Origin of the sequence: Parapedomonas caeni, from assembly GCF_041060555.1 — a bacterium.
GTDB lineage: Bacteria > Pseudomonadota > Alphaproteobacteria > Sphingomonadales > Sphingomonadaceae > CAUJIW01.
The window spans coordinates 1-19,694 of sequence record NZ_JBEUDS010000017.1; the positions used below are offsets into that span (position 1 = coordinate 1).

The window sequence follows — 19,694 nt, forward strand, 5'->3', positions numbered from 1 at the left end:
TGCAAACTCCACCATAACGATGAACCCGGTGGCCACCAGCGACGCCGCATTCCGGGGTGGGGCATGCCCCACCCCGGAATACACCATCGCCTACACCGGAAATTACACCACGAGCGCGGACGCTAACAAGCTGTCCACGCTGCACTTCGCGCAGACCTGCTGGACCGCATCCTTCAAAACAGCCCGAGCTTCTTCGAACAGGTCATCGTCGATCTTCTGGTGGCGATGGGCTACGGGGGCTCTCATCGAAATGCGTCCGAGCAACTTGGCAAATCGGGCGACGGGGGCGTTGACGGCGTGATCAACGAGGATGTTCTCGGTCTCGATCGCGTCTACGTCCAAGCGAAACGATACTCCCCGGGAAGCGCGGTCGGGCGGCCCGAGATCCAGGCATTCACCGGAAGTCTGGTCGGCCTCGGCGCGTCAAAGGGCGTCTTCGTGACGACCTCGACGTTCTCTGCCCAGGCCGTCGAGTTCGCATCACGCATTCCGCAGCGTGTGATCCTGATTGACGGACGCCGCCTGACGGAGCTGATGGTCGAGCACGGTGTCGGGGTGCGTTCCAGCCGTGTGCTGGAGTTCAAGCGCCTGGACGAGGATTTCTTCTCGGAGGACTGACGCCGGGCGAAGGGGATATCAATTCGGGTGGCAAGTCGGCAGCAGTTTCTTGTATAATTTGTGAAGCTTAGCATTCCGTACTGGCGCCGGTTCAGTCCAGAGGTCGAGAGAATAAGGGCGGAGAGAGAACGCTCGGAGCCGAGTGTGCCGACGTCGCAGTCCAGAGGTTGGCGCCCGAACCGCGCGGTTCCTTGGCGTTTCAGCCGCGCGTCCGACGCGGAGAACGTTCGAATGGCTAGAAATGGCGGAGGGAGAGGACTCTTCGACAAACTCGCTCGAAGTATGCCCCAAATCGCGCCAGCACGCCCTCGTATTCAAAGGTGAATCTTCGTTTCCGCAGAAATTCGTTCTTAACCGGAGCGCCCGTCGGCAGCCTACATCGCCGCACTGTCCACTATTACCTTGATAGTATCTCTCGCCCACGCCTCCGTAGTGTCGCAGTCAACCGTGCAAGAGCGAAAGGACACGAACATGGAGGCTACCAAAGTATGTGCGTTTTGTATCAATCAGATGGAGCTGGCGGCCCGCTGGCGGATCAGCCATCGGACGCTTGAGCGTTGGCGCTGGATTGGTGAGGGGCCCAAGTTTCTCAAGGTCGGCGGTCGTGTCGTCTATCGCCTGGCCGATATCGAGGAATACGAGACATCATTGGTTCGGACTTGCACCTCGGACAAAGGCCCCCGTGAGGCCATCGACGGGGTGTAGCGAGTCTCGAATGAACCGAACCCGAAGCCATTCGTTCACGGGCACGCCGTCCGAACCGGCATCAGCCCTGATGCAGAGTGCGCCGCAGTTGCCGGCGGTTGCAGCCAGGATCAGGGCGCAGCCGGGTTCGGAAAGCCCGTCGGCCCACCCTGTGCTGCCCATCGCATCATTTTCGATTAGCCAACCGGGACTGCGGTGTGATACTGCAATACGCAGTACATCCGCAGCTTTCTTGGGAGGCCGTGATGGCGGTGAACAAGACCGCAACGCTTACGCTCCGAATCGAGCCAAGCGTGAAAGAGGTGCTTCGCGCCGCCGCACAGGAGGAGCATCGCTCCATCGCCAACATGGTCGAGGTGATGATCCTCGATTACTGCCAGCGACATGGCCTTCCTGTGAAGGGCTCAACCAAGTCCGAGAGTCAGGGGGATCAGGCAGAATGATCAGGACGGTCAAGCAGGCGTGCACATTTAATCCGGTAATCGCGGATTACCGGATGGCCGAGGGCATCGAGAACCTTGCCGACTTGATCGCTGACAATGGCGACGGAAGGGACTTCTTTGCGCGAAATTACGTGACGCACGGGATGGAGCAGCTCTTCAAAGAGGGGATGCTTCGTCTGTCGGGAAAATCTGACCAAGCGGTCTTTGAGCTGACCCAGGCCATGGGTGGTGGTAAGACGCACATGATGGTCGCCCTTGGCCTCCTGGCGCGGCATCCACACCTCCGACCGGAAGTTCTCCCCAGTGATCTCAATGAAAGGATTGGGTTCGGAGAGGCACGTATTGCCGCATTCAACGGTCGAAATAGTCCGGACAATTACATTTGGGGGGAAATAGCCTCTCAACTCGGTGCCGAGGAGGCGATCCGGCCGTATTGGGCGAACGGCCCAAGAGCCGTCGATCAGCGAAAGTGGAAGGAAATTATCGGCGAAACCCCTACGCTGATCCTCCTTGATGAGCTCCCGCCATATCTCCAAAACGCAGCGACTCAAGCCGTAGGGGCCGGCACGTTGGCGGACATGGTCGTCTATAGCCTGAGCTCGTTGATGAGCGCGGCTCTGGAGCTTCCCAATTGTGCAATCGTGATCGCGAACCTGTCGGGAAGCTACAAGTCGCAAACCAAGGCCCTGGCTGAGGCTATTGCAAACCTTCAGCAAGAGGCGCGGCGCCAAGCAATGACTATCACGCCCGTGCAACTCGCCGGGAATGAAATCTACGAGATTCTTAAGAAGAGACTGATCGATAAACTGCCCGACGAAAGGACAATTTCAGAGGTTGCGGAGGAGTACGCGCAACAGGTCAAGAAGGCCGAGGATGGCGGGTACATTGTTGCTTCTAGCATTGAGCAAATTGCGGAACAGGTTAGGGAGACTTACCCCTTCCATCCTTCGTTCAAACACCTTGTCGCGCTATTTAAGGAGAACGAGGGTTTCCGCCAGACGCGCGGACTTATGCAGTTCACCGCGCGGCTTCTGAAGAGCGTCGAGCAGCGGCCACTGGATGATGTCTTCCTGATAGGCACCCAACATCTTGATCTGAATGACGACCAAGTCAGGGATGAGATCGAGCGTATTGCCCCCAAGCTACTGCCTGCCGTTACGCGAGACATAGCAGACAGTGGAAACGCGATCTCGGAGTCCCTCGATGATGAGTTGGGCGCAGACGCTGCTCAGCAGGTAATGACCCTCCTTCTAGCATCATCGCTCTCGCGTGCGGTTGGCGGGAGGATTGGTCTATCTGATAGCGAGATCATTGAGTTTCTCGCGGCTCCCAACCGGAAGCCCGACGAGTTTCTGACCGCGCTCGAACGGTTGCGCGAACAGGCCTGGTACCTGCATCGTGAGGAGCAGCGGTTCTTCATCAAGGAGACCGAGAACCTTTCGCGCCAAATCGAGCGGACCGCCAAGGAAATTCCGCAACCGAAGATCGATCAAGCTTTGATCAATCGGCTGACGGGTATTCTGCAGCCAGCGAGCAAACGCGCCTACCAAGATCTGCAAGTTCTTCCGAAACTGGACGAACTACGCCTTACCGGACCACGAGTGTTGATCGTAATCCGTCCTGATGGTCGTGTGCCTCCGAGCGAGCTTCAAAACTTCTTCGATTACCAGCAAGAGAAAAACAATCTGCTGGTTCTGACCGGTCAGGACAGTCATCTGGCGGACGCAGTGGAAGACCGCCTCCGCGAGCTGTATGCGATCGAGCAGATTTCCAAAAGACTGAAGCCTGGCGACACTCTCTACGAAGAGTCGCGGGATCGTTATGAGGATGCGGTTGACCGTTTCCACAAGGCCCTATCGGCGGGTTACAACCGTCTTTATTACCCCGCGCTTGAGGAGACCGACGGAAGCGAGCGGCTCATGGCCGTGACTATCGATAACGGACTCAAGATCGGCGAAGGGGATCAGTCAGCCGAAACCCAGATCGAAAAGCTGCTTGCCAGTCCACGAGCCAATTACAAGCTTGCGCTCGATATGGCAGAAGATTTCAGCCAATACTTCGCAATGGCTGAAGAATATCTTTGGCCTAACGGGAAAGCTAATCGTCGGACTCCGTGGAAGGATGTGCTTAGTCGCGCGAAAAGTCTCCCTGTATGGCCATGGATGCCAGGCGCCGGTGGGCTAGACGCGCTGAAGGCCGAGGCTCTGAAGCAAGGGCGGTGGCGTCTTGGCGAAGACGGGTACATCGAAAAGGGACCGTTCCCGAAGGAAAAGACGACCGTCAATGTCTCGCTTCAGGGCAGTAGTCCGGACACCGGCGAGTCACTCCTGAGCCTCACCCCTCGCAATGCGGGCGACAGCCCTGTTGTTCATTATTCTCCGAAGGCCGAGGTCACGGAGGCCGATCCGAAAGTCGAGGATCTGGACAACTTCTCGACGAGCGAAGGGTCGCTGTATTTCTGGGTCAAGGATCCGACCGGGAAGTTCGAGAGCGGCCCACCTGTTCGCTGGGTGGCGGAGCTGAAGATACGGCATCAGGTTGATCCCGCGGGGGACAAGCGCCGCGTCACTCTCCAGTCGACACCCAGAGCTGCCATATCGTACTCGCTTGACGGCTCCAACCCCAAGGATGGCATCGAATACACGGAGCCGTTCGAAATCGGGCCTGAGGCGGTCCGCCTGCTGGTCTATGCGCGCGCCGGCGAAGCGAACAAGACGGCGGATTTCCAGATCCCTGCGAGTGGCGATAAGCGGGTTCAAATCGACGATACGAAGCCCGCGAGGCTTCAGGGCAAGCGTGTCTCTCTCGACACGACCGACCGGGTCTACGGCGTCATCAACAAGTTCAAGGACAACGACAACACGCTATTCAGGGGCGTTCGCATCGAGATCGGCGAAGGCGAGAACACCGTTACGGTTCGCTTCCAGGAACGTGCCGTCACCGCCGGCATGATCGAAGGCGTGGTCAACAGCCTCCGCGAAGTCTTGAAGGAAGATCAAGCGCCGGTCGCGATCACGATCAGCGACGGTGTGGAGTTCGAGAATGGGTTCGCCGTGAAGGAGTTCGCCAAGATCGCGGGTCTCGATCTCAAACCGGGCGACTTGGTACAGGAGGCGTAAAGCATGCCAAGAGGGCAGACGGCAGGCAAAAAAGCAAACCAGGACGCCGGGAACAGCCGTGATGGCAAGCCGACGCTCGGGTTTGGTGTGCCTGCGACCTCGGACCCTCATCACTTCAAGGTCAGGATCCCCTCCGCCAACTCCGGCAAGGTCCAGATCAGCGAATACCTCGGACTGCAGGCCAGCAGCGAGGAGTTCGCGGTGATGGATCGGGTTGTGCTGGACCGCCCACGCTGGACTGCGATCCGAAGCGAAGTCCAGCGCGCCTTCAATGCGCGGCTGAAGGCTCATGACCTGAAGACATCCGCCTGGAAGGTCGGGGAAAACCCCGTCGATCGGTTGCTCGGCAAAGAGCTTTGCGTTCTGGCCTGGGCGGTCGAGGAAATGGAGATGGACAAGATTCCCGTCGCGGTCCGCAACTGGCTGGCGCTTCGCCCGGAGGAACGGTGGTGGCTTTTCGGCATGACTGCGATGGCTACTGGAACGGTAAAGGACACCGGCCGCGGCTGGCGGCTCGCCCTTCGACACGCGCTTGGAGATGTCGCACAGAGCGATCTGATGCAGCCCCGCGCCAGAAGACAAATCGGGAAGGCCAGCGACCGGCCAACCCTCGACCTTTTTGACGACGAGAGCTGAATGAACGAAGTTACCCCCGCTTCTCTGAAGGATGCACCCGCCCTGATCCAGGCGGTCTTCCCCGCGCAGAAGGTGTCTTTCGAAGCGCAGTCCGAGCGCAAGGCGGTCGCGGCACAGACGCTGACAGGGCTCGGTTCGTATTGGAAGGGACGCAAGCCACTCATCCTGGTGCGCGCCATCGTCCTTGGCTCGCTACTGCCGCAGACCGGCGACAGCGAGAAGGACCTCGAGATCTTCGAGAAATTGATGGCCTTTGACGACCACAGTCTTGCACGACGTGCATTTGTTCAAAACGACCTTAAGCCGAAGCACATCGCTTCGCGCATCTCGCTTTCGAACCCGTGGGACTACTTCACTTTCACGGGGCGCGAAGAACTCCCTGCGGATGACCACCTTCTAAACCTCGAGTGCCCGTTCGACGCAGACGAGGAAGGCATTTCGCTCCGTTGGGATCGGGACACTTCCGACGAGGCCAAGCTTCAGCTCATAGAGCGGGCGCTTGCAACATTCTCGACCTACGAAGAGAAAGCCAACTTCTGCAAGCGGCCTGAAGAAGTTGATCAGGCTTGGCTATACGCTCCGGTCTGGCCGGCGGTGAACGATCACTACGCCCAATGGGGCATCAAGGCGCGCTCCTTTCCCGAGCTCGTCGAGCAAATGGGCATCTTGCGCTTCGGGCATCGACCGCGCGTTGGCGATACCTTCTCCGGCGGCGGGTCCATCCCGTTCGAGGCTGCGCGCATGGGATGCGACGCATATGCGGCTGACCTCAATCCCATAGCCTGCATGCTGACTTGGGGCGCGATGAACATCATCGGTGCTCCAAAGAAGCGTCGTGCGATGTTCGAAGACGCTCAGAAGGCGGTAACCGAGCAGGTCGACAAGGAGCTGATCAAACTCGGCGTCGAGCACGACGAAAAGGGAAACCGCGGCAAGGCATACCTCTATTGCCTCGAAACCCGATGCCCCGAAACGGGCTGGATGGTGCCGATGCTCCCAAGCCGGGTCATCTCACCGAAACTCGGCGCGATTGCGCGGCTCAAGCCTGATCATGCGAACAAGCGCTTCCAGATCGAGGTGGTGAGCAATGTCTCGGCGAAAGAGCTAAAGGGCGCAGAAAAAGGCACCATCGACGATGGTTCCCTTGTCTATGAGCTCGACGGCAGAACCTACCGGACGCCGGTGAAGACCCTGCGCGGGGATTATCGCGGGCCGGACGGGGCGACCCTCAACAGGCTGCGTCGCTGGGAGAAACTGGACTTCGTTCCGCGCGAAGACGACATCTTTCAGGAGCGGCTCTACGCCATTCAGTGGATCACGAAGAACTCAATCTACAAGCCCCGGCAGATCACGTATTTCCGTGGGGTGACCGATGCAGATCTGGAACGTGAGCGCACGGTTGAGCGGATCGTCGCCGAAAATCTGGAGGCTTGGCAGGCCGAAGGATTGACGCCTGACATGCTGATCGAACCGGGCGCGAAGACCGATGAACCGATCCGGACACGCGGCTGGACGCACTGGCATCATCTTTTCAATCCCCGCCAGCTGTTGCTGCAAGCGCTGGCCTTGAAGACATGGCGAGAGTCGCCGGGCGCTCCGCTTGGATGGTTGAACGTCGCGAAGATGGCGGACTTCAATTCACGCTTGTGTCGTTGGGCGACGTCACAAGGCGGCGGCCTGGGAGGGCCAAAAGGCGTATTCTCCAATCAGGCGCTCAACACGTTCTACAACTACGCCACACGGTCTTGGTCCGGCTATGGTGTTGGATCATTCCGCATGGCCGAAGAAGCGCTTCCGGACGTCGAACGGGAAGTGATATCCGCTCCTGCGGATCAGCCGGCGCGCGTCTGCGACTATTGGGTGACCGACCCTCCCTATGCGGACGCGGTGAACTATCACGAGATCACCGAATTCTTCATCGCCTGGCTACGGCGGAACCCGCCAGAGGAGTTTCGCGACTGGACATGGGACTCGCGGCGAGCGCTCGCGATCAAGGGATCGGGCGACGATTTCAGACGGGGCATGGTCGACGCCTATCGCGCAATGGCGCAGCACATGCCGGACAATGGCATGCAGTGCGTGATGTTCACGCATCAGGACACCGGCGTGTGGTCAGACATGGTCGGGATCTTCTGGGCCGCAGGGCTCCAGGTCGTGGCGGCTTGGTACATCGCCACCGAAACTACCTCTGAGCTGAAGAAGGGCGGCTATGTCCAGGGCACGGTCATCCTGATGCTGCGCAAACGACCGGCCGGCGAACGCTCCGGCTTCAAACAGCGCATTCTCCCCGCCGTCCGCACCGAGGTGGAACGACAGATCGAGAGCATGATGCACCTCAATGAGGAGGTGAAGGACAAGCTCGGTGAGCCGGTCTTCAACGACTCTGACCTGCAGATGGCGGGATATGCCGCCGCGCTGAAAGTGCTCACCGCCTACACCCATATCGGCGGAGACGACGTGACAAGCTTCGCACTGCGCCCACGTCAGCGTGGTGAGGAGACCGTCGTAGACGAAATTGTCCAGCAAGCTGCAGAAGCGGCCAACAGTCTTCTCGTACCCGAAGGGCTCGAGGCTGAGACGTGGTCCCGCCTGACCGGCATCCAGCGGTTCTACTTCCGCATGATGGACATGGAAACGACGGGCGCCAGCAAGCTCGACAACTACCAGAATTTCGCAAAAGCGTTCCGGGTTGCCGACTATGGAAAGGTGATGGGAAACATGGCCGCGAACAGCGCGCGCCTCAAGCGCGTGACCGAATTCGCATCCCGTGACCTGACGGACAGCACCGAGATCGGTCCTACTTGGCTCGGCCGACTGATCATCGGTCTGCAGCAGCTTCTGGCGGAAACGGAACCGGCGGTCGTCGTCGGCCAGATCCAGGAAGACCTGCCGGACTTCCTCGAAATCCGCCGGCAGCTGATCGATATGCTCTCGTTCATTGAGCGGAAAGCCCCCGAACAAGAGGTGCGCGATGCCGCCGAGGTCCTCGGCGGTCGTCTCAAGAACCTCCGCGCGTTCAGCCAGTAACGCGCTCAGGGAGGGACCCGCAACATGACCATACGTCGGTTCTCCTCACGGACCCATCGTCTCGATCAGACAATCCTGCTTGAGCATCTCAAGGGCGCCCGCAGCTACAAGCGGATCGCCGGCTACTTTACCAGTTCGCTCTTCGAGGTGGCAGGTGAGTTGCTGGATCACATCCCCGAGGTGAAAATCGTCTGCAACGTCGACATTCACCCCGACGATCTGAAGGTCGCAAAGCTGCGCGAAGCCAAGATGATCGGGCGCTGGAATGAACGTGCGCTGGAAGCAGAGGCCCTTTTGAACCGCGAGCGGTACCGTCGACTCGACACATTTCTGCAAAAGCACGGCCAAGCGGTTCGGGTCGCCCCCGATAACGTCTGTGGGTTCCTGCATGGCAAGGCCGGCGTGATCGAGTGCGCGGACGGCAGAAAGCTGGGCTTTATAGGGTCCATGAATGAGACCAGCAGCGGCTGGCAGCGTCACTATGAAATCCTGTGGGAGGACTCGTCCCCCGAGGGCGTTGCCTGGATTGAGGAAGAGTTCGACTTCCTCTGGAGAGCGGCAAAGGAATTGCCGCGCGCAGTGATCCGCGAGGTGCATCGGCGCGGCTATCGCCGTGAAGTGTTGTTCGACGAACTTGATGACCCAGAGGATATCGCCCCGGCCGCCCTTATAGAGTCGCCGCTCTATCGAGAGGGCTTTTCGCTCCAGCCGTGGCAGCAAGGCTTTTTGACCGAGTGCCTTCGCCACTACTCCAACCATGGCATCGTACGCCTTCTTCTTGCCGATGAGGTCGGTCTCGGGAAGACGCTCTCGCTCGGCACTGCGGCGCTGGCCCTTTGCCTACTCCAGGACAAGGATAGTGGGGGGCAAAAGCCTGTCGTGATTTTCGCACCGGCCACGCTCTGCGAGCAGTGGCAAACCGAGATGATCGACAAGCTCGGGATACCGTGCGCGAGATGGGAGACGCAAAAGAAAGTCTGGCTCGATCACGATGATCGGGTGATTTCTCCTGCAGGGCGAGAGCAGATTGCGCGCTGCCCACTGCGGATCGGCATCGTGTCCACGGGTCTGATGATGCGCGACAGCCTCGAAAAACAGCATCTTCTGGGTCTGCGCTTCGCGTTGGTTATCCTCGATGAAGCGCACAAAGCGCGAAGCCGACAAGGCTTCGGGCGGGATGCGGGCACTCCTAACGAGCTTCTAGCTTTTGCCAAGGCCGTCGCGGAGCGAAGCGACCATGTGCTTCTCGGAACTGCTACCCCAATCCAGACACGATCGGAGGATCTTTGGGATCTGATGCGCATCCTCCATCAGGGGAAGGGGCGCTTTGTGCTTGGCAACGATTTTGCTAGGTGGCACCAGCCTGACGCGGTTCTTCCCATTATTTCCGGGAAAACTGAAATTGTTGAACCCGATAAAGGGTGGGAGCTTCTTCGATCACCATTGCCCGTCGTCAACTCAACGGATGAGCCGAGAGCGAGAAGGCTTTTCAGCGCTATCCGGCAGGATCTTGGCCTTCCAGAAAGGCAGACCGAGTGCGGCGCAGCACTGATAGATCTGTCGGATGACACTCGGGAGATCTTTGAGGAGGAGCTGGAGCGCGAAATGTCCGGCGCCACGTTTTTCCAGCGCGAGAACCCGTTCATACGCCACATCGTATTGCGAAAGCGAGCCGACCTCGAAGATGCCGGGCTCCTCCCTCGGATTGGCGTCGATCTGCATCCTGACCGGCAATTCATTCGGGACATCCAGCGCTTTGATGCCCTGTTCGAAGGAAAGGCGCTTCGTACAAATGATGATTTCCGGGAAGCCTACCGAGAGGCTAGGGCTTTCGGAAAAGCTCTCTCGCGGAGAGGCAAGGGCAGCGGGTTCATGAAGAACCTCATGGAGCAACGGATTTGCTCCAGTATCGCTGCGGGGCTTAACACAGCTAAAACGCTCCTATCGGGCCGCACAGTCGAGGAGGAGACTGAAGAACAAGTCATTGAGCTCGCAGTCGAAAGCTCGGACGAGAAGATAGCTTTGGAGCGGCTCATCGAACGCTTGGAGCGGATGCAAAGCGATCCAAAGCTTCAAGCCGTAACCCATTTCTTGGACCGCGAGAAATGGCTCGACCATGGAGTGATAATTTTTAGCCAATATTACGACACAGCGAAATGGGTGGCTGACGAGTTGGCGGGTAGATATCCAGACCTAGCAATCGGGCTCTATGCCGGCGCATCGCGCAGTCGCCTGTATCAGAAGGAAGAAAGCGTCAGCATTGAACGCGAGACGTTAAAGAAGATGGTCGCCGAGCATGAGATCAAAATCATGGTCGCAACCGATGCCGCTTGCGAAGGCCTTAATCTTCAAACGTTGGGCACGCTCATCAACATAGACTTGCCCTGGAACCCGACACGCCTTGAACAGCGCATCGGCCGTATCAAGCGTTTTGGCCAAGCCCGCGAGAAAGTCGATATGCTTAATCTCGTGAATGAGCAGACCGTCGACGAAAAGGTTTACGACCGGCTATCAGAACGTATGCGCGACCGTTTCAACCTGTTTGGTTCGTTGCCGGACACGATCAAAGATGAGTGGATCGAAGACATTGAAACATTGGGCGAGAAGATGGACGAGTACATCAACGCACAGCGGGAGGCCACCGGCTTTGATCTTCGATACAAGGCGACCGCAGAACCTACGGATAAGGACTGGCGGGACTGCACAGAAGTCTTATCTCGACGTGATTTCGCCCAATTGATGAGGACCGGCTGGTAGCATTAGTAGCTGGCGGAGGTTTGCGCGAGCCACCCCTTGTTCTGCAAGGTCTGAAGGGCGATACCGATCTGGCGCGGCGAAAACCGCTTCTTCCGCTCGTTCCACGCATAAACCTTGGCCATCGCATCCTCCGCGCTGACAGCGTTCTCGCGAGTCGTCACCCAGTGTACAGTTGCGAGGAGTTCCAGGCCGAACGGCGTCTCGAACCCCTCCACGAGCTCAGCCACACGATCAAAGCGAGCAGCCGTATCTTGCTTGTCCGACAAGAAGGACTCCGCATCCTTCACCGCTCCTGGGACCAGTTCGAGCTGCTTGTCGGGCGCATCACCACCATCGGCGTATCCCGACACAAGGTGTCCTTCGACCGCGCGAAGGACGTGTCGCAGGTTCTCGGCGTAAGGACCATACGGAGCCTTCGCATACTTGAGGCGGAGTGGCTCGCCTGCTTCCTGCATGAAATACATGAGCTTATGCACTTCAAGGAGCGTCACAAACGGGTCCATCAATCCGCCAAGATAGCGGTTCATCAGAACCACCAGTGCGGCTCGTCCGGGACTCATGGTTGGAACTTCCCGCGACTTCGTTGTGACCGGCGCACTATTCGGCTCGAAGACAATGACTTCCAGGTCCGGCAGGTCGCGCAGCGCGGCTTCGATCCGGGGACGAACGTCTTCCCAGTTCAGGCCGCCAAGACCGCTCCCAAGCGGCGGAATGGCGATCGATCGGATGCCACGCTGCCGAAGCTCTTCTGCCAGGGCAACAAGCCCGGCGTCGATATCCTCCATCCGACTTTTCCCGCGCCAATGCCGCTTCGTCGGGAAATTGATGATGTACTTGGGGTTCGTCAGCGTATGGGTCTCGAACACAAACATCTTACCCGGCTGAACTTCGTCGCGCTTGCAGGCCGCTTCATATACTTTGAAGTTTGCTGGAAATGCATTCTTAAACTGGAGGGCGATGCCACGACCCATGATGCCGACACAGTTCACCGTGTTGACGATCGCTTCTGCGTCCGCCCTCAAGATGTCTCCTGTCGTATATCTGATCATGGTCATCCTCCCCTTAATAGTACCATTCTCGTTTTACTTTGACTTGTGGTCTGTGCTGACTCTTGCCGAACGCTGCCATTGCACGAGCACCGACTTGTTCTGAATGTACACCGATCCCCCGAACAAGCTCCCAAGGAAAGCTCTCATGCATGAGAAACTCTGCCATTTTGTGGTCGCGACAAGAAACCCAGTTTCTTGCATTGATCGCGTCCCAATTTACCTGATCGAGTTTTGATAGATCATTGTAGAAATCAGCTGCGCGGTTGGCGGCATTTATGTCAGTGAATGCCCAGCGACGATTATTTGCTGTTGCCCAATCTACAACTTCGCGCATGTCCGCGACGAGGTGAACGACCGGACCCTGCCCATCCCTGTATGCCACGTTCGGATGGTTTCGCCGTGAAATCACATAGAGCATCACGGACCGCGGACACAGATAGAACGGAACATAATCGCCCACGCAAGTCCCGGCATGGCACTCCACTGGTAGAACAAGGCGGTCAGCCTTGATCTCATTGTTCCCGATCACCGCCGCTCCCTGCCGCTTGACCATCACGGCGTCAGGCCACAGGCAACCGTCCGCGACAATCGACGCGAGGTTGTCGACATGGACTATGTGGTAAATCCTTGGCCGGTCAGGTATCGGCATGATTAAGCAGTCAATCTCACATCATTCACCTTCGCTCGTCGATTTCGCGGCAACGGCTGGTGAATCTTCCGCTGCCATCCCGTCCATGACCCAGCGATCAACCTCGCTCAGTTTGAATTTCCAAAGCCGCCCAACACGCTGAGCGGGCAAGCTCTTAGCCTCGATCCAGCGGTACACCGTGTCCTTCGCGACCCCCAGGTGGGCGGCCACTTGATCAACGGAAACCCATGGTTCAGTCATCCCACCGCCATCCTCGCTGACCCGTGTATACAGGCTTGACTCGGCAAAAGTCGATGAAACTCGTATAGCATGACCTCGTGTTCCCCTAAAGTTCTTTCTCGCCAGCCAGCGCATTCGATCTGTCGTCATGCAGAATCACCGGCACGCCCGAGCCTGGTCCCGCATAACGCTGTAGTTGGCGAGCATTTCGGCGATAGCCGACCCCTCTGGCAACAGATCGAGCTCGTCGGCTGCGCGTGCCTGGAACTCGCGGCTATACTCGACAACCGGTGGGCAGACGGTGGCCATGCGAGGTTCAGAAGTGGCCGTTGCGCAGGCGGTCAGCGAAATCGTCGCGATCGCGAGGACGCCGAGCTGCCGCATCGAGCATCTGGCGTTGGACGTCATTGACCTTCTCCGAGGTTTCGAGGCGTTCGGCGAGCCGGCCAGCACGCTCGCCGGAGCGCCGGAGCGTGAGCAGGAACAGGAGCACCGCGAGTGCGATGGCGCCGTAGCGTAGGGCCGCTCGCATCCACGGGGCGGCGGCGATCCCGGTGAACAGAGCGGCGATCATCGACGCCCCCGCTTCCAGTCGTCGATGCGGGCGTAGATCGTCACGGCAAGGCCCGCGAGCGCCACGACGATGAACACCCAGCGCAAGGTGTCGAGATAGGGCACAAGCGGCAGGATCGCGGTCTGGGTCTCCGCCAGGACGTTCTGCGCCACCTCGACGCCAGCGGCGCCAAGCGTCGCCACGCCTGCTGCGCCGCTGCCCTTCATCGTGCGGCTGTCGGCCAAGACCTCCCGCACGGGTGCCGTTTCCGCGGCGAACGCCGTCGCGCGCACCGGGAAACGCTCGCCCCATTGCCGAGCCGGGCCGAGATCGATGTGCATGAAGCCCGAGCGCGGATAGTAGCCAAAGCCAAGGAAGCCGACGGCTCGGGCGGCAGCCTCGAAGGCGACCGGATCGTGGTTGGCCATGGCGATGTCGAAGGCCGTGCCGTCCATGTGCTTCGAGCGCGGCGCGCCGCCGACGGCCCGGTTGTGCGCCGGACTGCGGTAGGCCGAACGGACGATGAGCGGCTTGCCAAGTCGGTCGCGCAGCGCCTGGAGCTTGTCGAGCGCTTCTTCGTTGATCCGCAGGGAGCCGCTGCCCCGGCAGGCGATCTCGGCGGGGGAGAAATTCTTCCAGCGCCATGAGCGCTCGGGCACGTCGCGCCAGTGTTTGTAGGTCATTGTCGTCATCGCAGGTCTCCAGGCACAAAAAAGCCCGCTCCTCGACGAGGGCGGGCGGTGGTCTGACGGGGCGGGCGGATGGGTTAAGGCGTCGGTCCGAAGAGCTTCAGTTTGATGGCGATGCCGGCCATCAAGGCGAGCAGGACGCCGGTGGTGATCAGCCGCACGGCGGTCTGGACCGCCGTCTGTTTGGCGAGGCGGAAACCCGCGAGCAACGAGCGAAGATCGCGGATGTCCTCGGCGGCATCCTCACCATCGAGGCCGACCTCATGCAGGGCGCGCCGCGCACCCGTCTCGGCAGCCCGCTCCAGCAGGGCTTCAAACTCGGCGGCCGGCAACGCGATCAGCGCCCCGCTGTCTGGTTCCTTGTCCATGACTCAATCCGGGAGTGATCAGAGGACCAGCGAGCCGGCCAGCGTGAACCCGATCCCGGCGAGCGTGGCGTCGGGTGCCGATGGCGCGACCACGCTGAGCACCTGGCCGGGCTCCAGCACGGTTTCGCTGGCGGCGATGAAGGTGGCGCTCGTGGCGGCGGCAGCGAAGCGCATGGTGGCGCTGCTCACGCCATCGACCCGGATGTCGAATTCCGTCTGGGCGGTTGCCGCGGCCTCGGCGCTGGCATGGCTGCCGGCAAGATCAATCTTCAGCCGGGTGCGTCGCGCCACCGGGACCCGTGCGATCACCTCGTCCGCTGCCGGCTGCCCGGCCTTGTAGCCGCTGATGTCGGCCGGGGGATCGGCCGCATCCGCGGTCTCGACAACCTCGATCGCAAGCCACGTGCGCTCGAGGCCACGCAGCTCCCCGGCAGTGCCGACATAGACCGCCAGCTCGAACCAATCGCCCGCCGATACCGGAAGAACCGCGCTCGACAGGTTGCGCATCTGGTTGGAGTAGCCGCTGTCGCCGCGCACGATGAAGGACCCGCCGCCCAGCACGCTGTTGCCGTTCTTGCGTACCTCGACCAGCTGACTGGTCGGCGAGGTCTGCCACTCGATGTTGCCGATAATCCGTACCTTCGTCACCCCGGCTGGAATGGTCAGGCGGGAGGGCTGGCCGGCATCCCAGAATGCGTCGCTGTCGTACTCGGCGCTTTGCCAGGGCACGGCGACGTAGACGTTGGTCGTCGCGACGCTGAAATTGGTCGAGCGTCGCAGCAGCGCGCCCCGGAAGGGCAACAGAGCGCGGTTGAAGATGCCGACGCCTGTGGCGCCCCACGCAGCGCCATCGAACTGGAGGACGTCGCCGTTGGCGGCGCCGGCGATGGAGACGTCGATGAGATCGCCCAATGCACCAGCGCCACCGCCGACCCCGAAGAGATCGCTGCCATTGCCCTGAACCAGCACCGTCGCGCTAGGGGCGATGACGACCTCTGCGCCGGAGCCCGCATATTTGGCGCGAACGTCCTGGCCGCCATTGGTGGCGTTTCGGATCGCGAGCCGCCGGTGATTGGCGGGCAGCGTCAGGGTCCGCGATGCCGTCAGCGTACCGGTGAGGATGATGAGGCCGTTACGGTTGGCTTGGGTGCCAGTCAGCGTCAGGTTGGCGTCGGCCATCGCTACCGACAGTGCCTGGTTCATAGCGTTGTCGAGGGCATCGACCGCGTCGTTGATCGTTACCTCTTTCTGGTTCTGGGCGGCCGCGACATGGGTCACGGCCAGATTGGGGCTGGGCATCAGTTGAACTCCAATGTGACGGTGCGCGGGAAGCCGCGGCCGGCGACGGCGCTGATCTGGAAGACGGTGACGGTCAGGGACGACGGGACCGCACCGAAGTCGGCGAGGATGTCGGCATTGGCGTAGACGACGTTTGGGCTCGTCGCGGTGAGCGTCCGCTTCACCGCGCCGCCAGGGGCGGAGAGGATGTCGATCTCGTAGGTTTCGGAGGTCTCGCCGAGCGGCACGAGGCCGGTGCCGTCCTTCAACTCGCCGCCGATCCGGGTCCGCCGGACCCAGGAGAGACTGATGTTGACCGGATTGCCGGTCAGAGCCGCCTGCACGTTCCAGGGTGCATAGGGCTTGAGGTCCCGGCCGGTATGGCTGGAGACCAACGTTTCCGCATCCTCGAAGATCGTGCCGAACCCAACAGCCCTCCAGGACCGGGGGAGCTCGAGATCGCCGAGCGAGGTGACCATGGTCTCGACGTCGTCGGGGTCGAGGAGGACAAACAACTCGCCGGCCTCGTGCCCGTCCACGAAGACATCGGTGCCACGTCGACCACGCAAAAGCCCGGACAGGGTGTAGGAGCCGTCCGGGTTCAGCGCCACGTCGCGGAACTGGATGATCTCGGGCTCGCCGTTGGCCTTGAGGACGAGGGCCGCGTTGGCGCCGCTGAGCATCGAGTCCTGTGTGACGCTCTCCAGCCGTTCACCGCCGGTGGTCATGAACACCGTGAGGCTGTTCGTCTGATCGGTCGCGAACGGGGATGTCGGCGTGCCGAGGGCATTCGCCGTGGCGCCCCAGGCCGTCTCGCTCAGGGATCGACCGACCTGCGCCCACGCCGTGCCGTCGACGCTGCGGTAGAGAGAGGCACCGGGCCAGCCCGGGCCTCCAAAGCCGCCCATGAGGTAATAGATCCGCGACCCCGACCCTCCGGTGTCATCGGTGTCGCGCAGCAGCGGAAGGTCCGGCAGGATCAGCCGCGTCGCGGCCTGACTGCCGACGAGCTGTACCGGTTTTCCGGAGCCGCCATCGGCAGCCACGTTGGAGACGTAGGTGGCGGCAGCCTCCGAAACCCCTTTCACCGCGAGCGAGAAATCGGCCCCGACATCGAGACGGGTGATGCGGGTCCGGAAGGTCGAGCCCGACTCGAAGACTACGTCCACGACATCGGTCGGATCGAGGCGCAGCCAGTCGGCCGGTAGTTCTGCTTCGTACGCGCTGCGTTCGATCCATGCGCTGTAGAGCGTCTTGGCGGCGATCTGCTTGGCCGTCGTCGCGTCCAGCGCAAGGGCTAGCTCTACGCTGGACTGGTTGCGCGAATGCATGGTCGGCAGCGGCAGGGATGTGCGTTTTTCGCTCTGCGTGCCCTGCTGGTAGTCGGCGCCGCGATCCATGTAGACGACGCTGACGCGTTCCGGCAGCTCGACCTCTTGCGTGCGACGCTCACGCCAGCTTTCGCCGGTCCGCTCATCCAGCGGCAGCAGAAGATCCGCGTCGATGGTCGCGGCGGGCGGTCGTCCCCGCGTCCGGAACCGCAGCGCATCGTCGCTTTCCGCAGCGTCGAAGAAATAGGCCTGTGCCAGCGGCTCGATGGCGCCCCGCACGGTGGTCTGCCGCCCGATGACATAGCCGGGAACCGTCGCCCCGAGATCGGCGACGTCTATGTCGGACAGACCAAGGCCGGCACGGGCGCAAAGGTCGGAGACGATGCCGGAGAGCGTCTCTCCACCACCGCCGCCGCGATTGAGGAAGAGCTTCGCCCAGCCCTGGCTGCCGCGGACCAGATGCGTGTCGGTGACGGCATCGTAAACCTGAGCACCGCCTTCGCTGACCGCACCCGGCCAGATCTCATTGAGAACGAGAGCGCCTGTGGCGGTGTCCAGCTGGATGACGCGCGTGCCCCGCATCAGCGTCCAACGCTGCCCGCGCAGGCGGCACTGACCGTAGTAGGGCCCTTCGTAGTTGATCTGGATCGGAACGACCGTCTTCCAGACGATACCGGTGTCGCTGCGCCATTTCAGCGTATAGATGGCGCCGGGCGATCCCCCGTTCGAGATGCGCGCCTGAAAGATGACGCTGTCGTCGGTCGCGTCATAGGTGAGCCCGCCCGCGCTGCCGTAGAAGCCGGTGGCGCCGCTCTCGACATCCGACGGCGAGAAGGTGGCAACCTTCTCGAAGGTGACGCCGAGGGATTGGCCGGTGAGGCCGTCGTACTCTGCCAGCGCGGAGACCCGCAAGCGATAGAGGCCGAGGCTTCCATGGTTCGTGCTCGTTCCGCTGCCGAGGATCCAGCCATCCCCGAAGCCTTCGCCGACCGCACCACCAATGACGCCCCGAACGCGAGGCTCGGTGACGCTCTGCCCGGCGCCCCAGACATAGCCCATGGTGTCGGCGCGGATGAGTCCGACATCGTCGAAGAGCGATCCGGTGAGAACGAAGTCGACCCGGCCAGAGGGGCCGTAAGCGGAGACCATCCCCATCCACGTCGTGGCGACGAACCGCAGGGTCGAATTGGTCAGGCCGTTGCTGGTGGAGCCGAAGCGACCGACCTCCTTGAGAGCGTTCGGTTCGATGCGCAGGATCGGGCGTGAGTTGCTCGATCCGGTCACGACATAGAGGTGGCCGTCTTCACCGCAGAACAACGTGCTCGGGAAGTTGTTCGGCGCGACGGCCGTGATGTCCGTCATCCGCGCCTGGCGGTCCTCCTTCATGGTCCGGAGGCTGAAGCGGCGGATCCCGGCCTCGGCGGCGTTGACGTCGCTGTCCAGGAAGTAGCCGTATCCGCGCCGCCAATCGACTGCCAGGTCGTCGATCTGGTAGGTCCCGAAATATCCGGCTTCGCCCGTCGTGATGAAATCGAGCAGCTGGTAAGGCTGCTGCGCCGCCCGCTGGTAGGTGATCTCGGCCGTGATGTTGGGGATGCGGTTGCCAAAGTCCGCGAGCGCCAGATCTTCGAAGACGATGGTGGCAAGACCCCGATGGGCGGGTGCACGGCCCGCGCCGACGTGCGTTTCGATCAGCGGATCGGCCAGCTGATCCTCCGCCCCGGAATGGAAACGGAACTTGAGATCCGGTTTGGCAACGTCGGGGCTCGCGCCGGTCTTGTCGTAGATGAGTTTGCCGTCCGCCCAGACCCGAAGCACGTCCTCGGCCGGCCCTTCGCCGAAGCTGAGGGCGAAGGACGCGAAGTAGGAATACGTGACCGAGGTCTGGGTGGCTCCGCCGCCGCCCTTGCCGCCCGAGCGGGTCCGGGTGACGTTCTGCTGCTCACGGATGCCGGAGGACCAGATCATGTTGCCGGCCATGCGCAAGGTGCCGTAGCCGATGGCGATCGATGCGCCATAGGCGGACGAGGAAACGGTCAGGTCTCCGAGTCGGGGGCCTTCGGTGGTGACGTTCTGCCCCTTGGCGGGAAACAAGAGGCTGCCGACCACCGAGCCGACGAGCCAGCCGGCTTGCCAGCCGAGGCCGACCGCGGAGCCGAGCGCGGCTCCGCCCACTGCGACGAGGATGGCCATTGAGCGTTCTCAGCAAAAGTGGGGACCGGTTTCGCGTCCGAGAACGCGACACACAAAGTC

16 protein-coding genes are annotated in these 19,694 nt (G+C 61.1%); 8 read left to right on the forward strand and 8 right to left on the reverse strand.

The window, feature by feature from the left end:
* The 8 genes from ABU113_RS11720 to ABU113_RS11755 all read left to right on the forward strand — a co-directional run.
* Positions 1-301 (forward strand): hypothetical protein (locus ABU113_RS11720; RefSeq protein WP_454559758.1); only part of this gene is annotated, 301 nt, incomplete at its 5' end.
* Positions 226-618, forward strand: a complete 393-nt coding sequence (locus ABU113_RS11725; protein WP_454559754.1) for a restriction endonuclease — start codon at positions 226-228, stop codon at positions 616-618. The genes ABU113_RS11720 and ABU113_RS11725, both read left to right, overlap by 76 nt.
* Before the next feature lie 471 nt (positions 619-1,089).
* On the forward strand, positions 1,090-1,323 hold the full coding sequence (locus ABU113_RS11730) for a helix-turn-helix transcriptional regulator (RefSeq protein ID WP_454559689.1): 234 nt from the start codon (positions 1,090-1,092) through the stop codon (positions 1,321-1,323).
* 245 nt (positions 1,324-1,568) lie between these two features.
* Complete coding sequence (locus tag ABU113_RS11735) at positions 1,569-1,766, forward strand: hypothetical protein (RefSeq protein WP_454559690.1); 198 nt, start codon at positions 1,569-1,571, stop codon at positions 1,764-1,766.
* Complete coding sequence (locus ABU113_RS11740) at positions 1,763-4,885, forward strand: anti-phage-associated DUF499 domain-containing protein (protein WP_454559691.1); 3,123 nt, start codon at positions 1,763-1,765, stop codon at positions 4,883-4,885. The genes ABU113_RS11735 and ABU113_RS11740 overlap by 4 nt, the downstream gene beginning before the upstream one ends.
* A gap of 3 nt (positions 4,886-4,888) precedes the next feature.
* Entirely contained in the window at positions 4,889-5,521 is a 633-nt protein-coding gene (locus tag ABU113_RS11745; RefSeq protein WP_454559692.1) for an anti-phage-associated DUF3780 domain-containing protein, read from the forward strand.
* Positions 5,522-8,548, forward strand: a complete 3,027-nt coding sequence (locus ABU113_RS11750) for an anti-phage-associated DUF1156 domain-containing protein (RefSeq protein ID WP_454559693.1) — start codon at positions 5,522-5,524, stop codon at positions 8,546-8,548. It abuts the gene before it with no gap.
* Between the two features lie 24 nt (positions 8,549-8,572).
* Positions 8,573-11,305, forward strand: coding sequence for a phospholipase D-like domain-containing anti-phage protein (locus ABU113_RS11755; RefSeq protein WP_454559694.1), 2,733 nt, complete (start codon positions 8,573-8,575; stop codon positions 11,303-11,305).
* 2 nt (positions 11,306-11,307) lie between these two features.
* On the opposite strand, the gene darG is transcribed toward ABU113_RS11755, so the two are convergent.
* The 8 genes from darG to ABU113_RS11795 all read right to left on the reverse strand — a co-directional run bounded on the left by darG (position 11,308) and on the right by ABU113_RS11795 (position 19,634).
* Positions 11,308-12,354 carry a type II toxin-antitoxin system antitoxin DNA ADP-ribosyl glycohydrolase DarG gene (gene darG, locus ABU113_RS11760; protein WP_454559695.1) on the reverse strand — a complete coding sequence of 349 codons (1,047 nt, stop codon included), beginning with the start codon at positions 12,352-12,354 and terminating at the stop codon, positions 11,308-11,310.
* Between the two features lie 13 nt (positions 12,355-12,367).
* Positions 12,368-13,003 (reverse strand): type II toxin-antitoxin system toxin DNA ADP-ribosyl transferase DarT, encoded by a 636-nt coding sequence (gene darT / locus ABU113_RS11765; protein WP_454559696.1) that lies wholly within the window; start codon positions 13,001-13,003, stop codon positions 12,368-12,370.
* A 21-nt stretch (positions 13,004-13,024) separates the two neighbouring features.
* Positions 13,025-13,357 carry a helix-turn-helix domain-containing protein gene (locus tag ABU113_RS11770; RefSeq protein WP_454559697.1) on the reverse strand — a complete coding sequence of 111 codons (333 nt, stop codon included), beginning with the start codon at positions 13,355-13,357 and terminating at the stop codon, positions 13,025-13,027.
* Positions 13,358-13,538: 181 nt separating this feature from the next.
* The gene (locus ABU113_RS11775) at positions 13,539-13,796 is read right to left on the reverse strand and encodes a hypothetical protein (protein ID WP_454559698.1); all 258 of its coding nucleotides are present in this window, start codon (positions 13,794-13,796) and stop codon (positions 13,539-13,541) included.
* Positions 13,793-14,467: a YcbK family protein gene (locus ABU113_RS11780; protein ID WP_454559699.1), complete on the reverse strand. Its 675-nt coding sequence runs from the start codon at positions 14,465-14,467 to the stop codon at positions 13,793-13,795. Before ABU113_RS11780 ends, ABU113_RS11775 begins: the two co-directional genes overlap by 4 nt.
* Before the next feature lie 74 nt (positions 14,468-14,541).
* Entirely contained in the window at positions 14,542-14,832 is a 291-nt protein-coding gene (locus ABU113_RS11785; protein ID WP_454559700.1) for a DUF6127 family protein, read from the reverse strand.
* 18 nt (positions 14,833-14,850) lie between these two features.
* Positions 14,851-16,131 (reverse strand): hypothetical protein, encoded by a 1,281-nt coding sequence (locus ABU113_RS11790; RefSeq protein WP_454559701.1) that lies wholly within the window; start codon positions 16,129-16,131, stop codon positions 14,851-14,853.
* On the reverse strand, positions 16,131-19,634 hold the full coding sequence (locus tag ABU113_RS11795) for a phage tail protein (protein ID WP_454559702.1): 3,504 nt from the start codon (positions 19,632-19,634) through the stop codon (positions 16,131-16,133). Before ABU113_RS11795 ends, ABU113_RS11790 begins: the two co-directional genes overlap by 1 nt.
* Positions 19,635-19,694 lie beyond the last annotated feature (60 nt).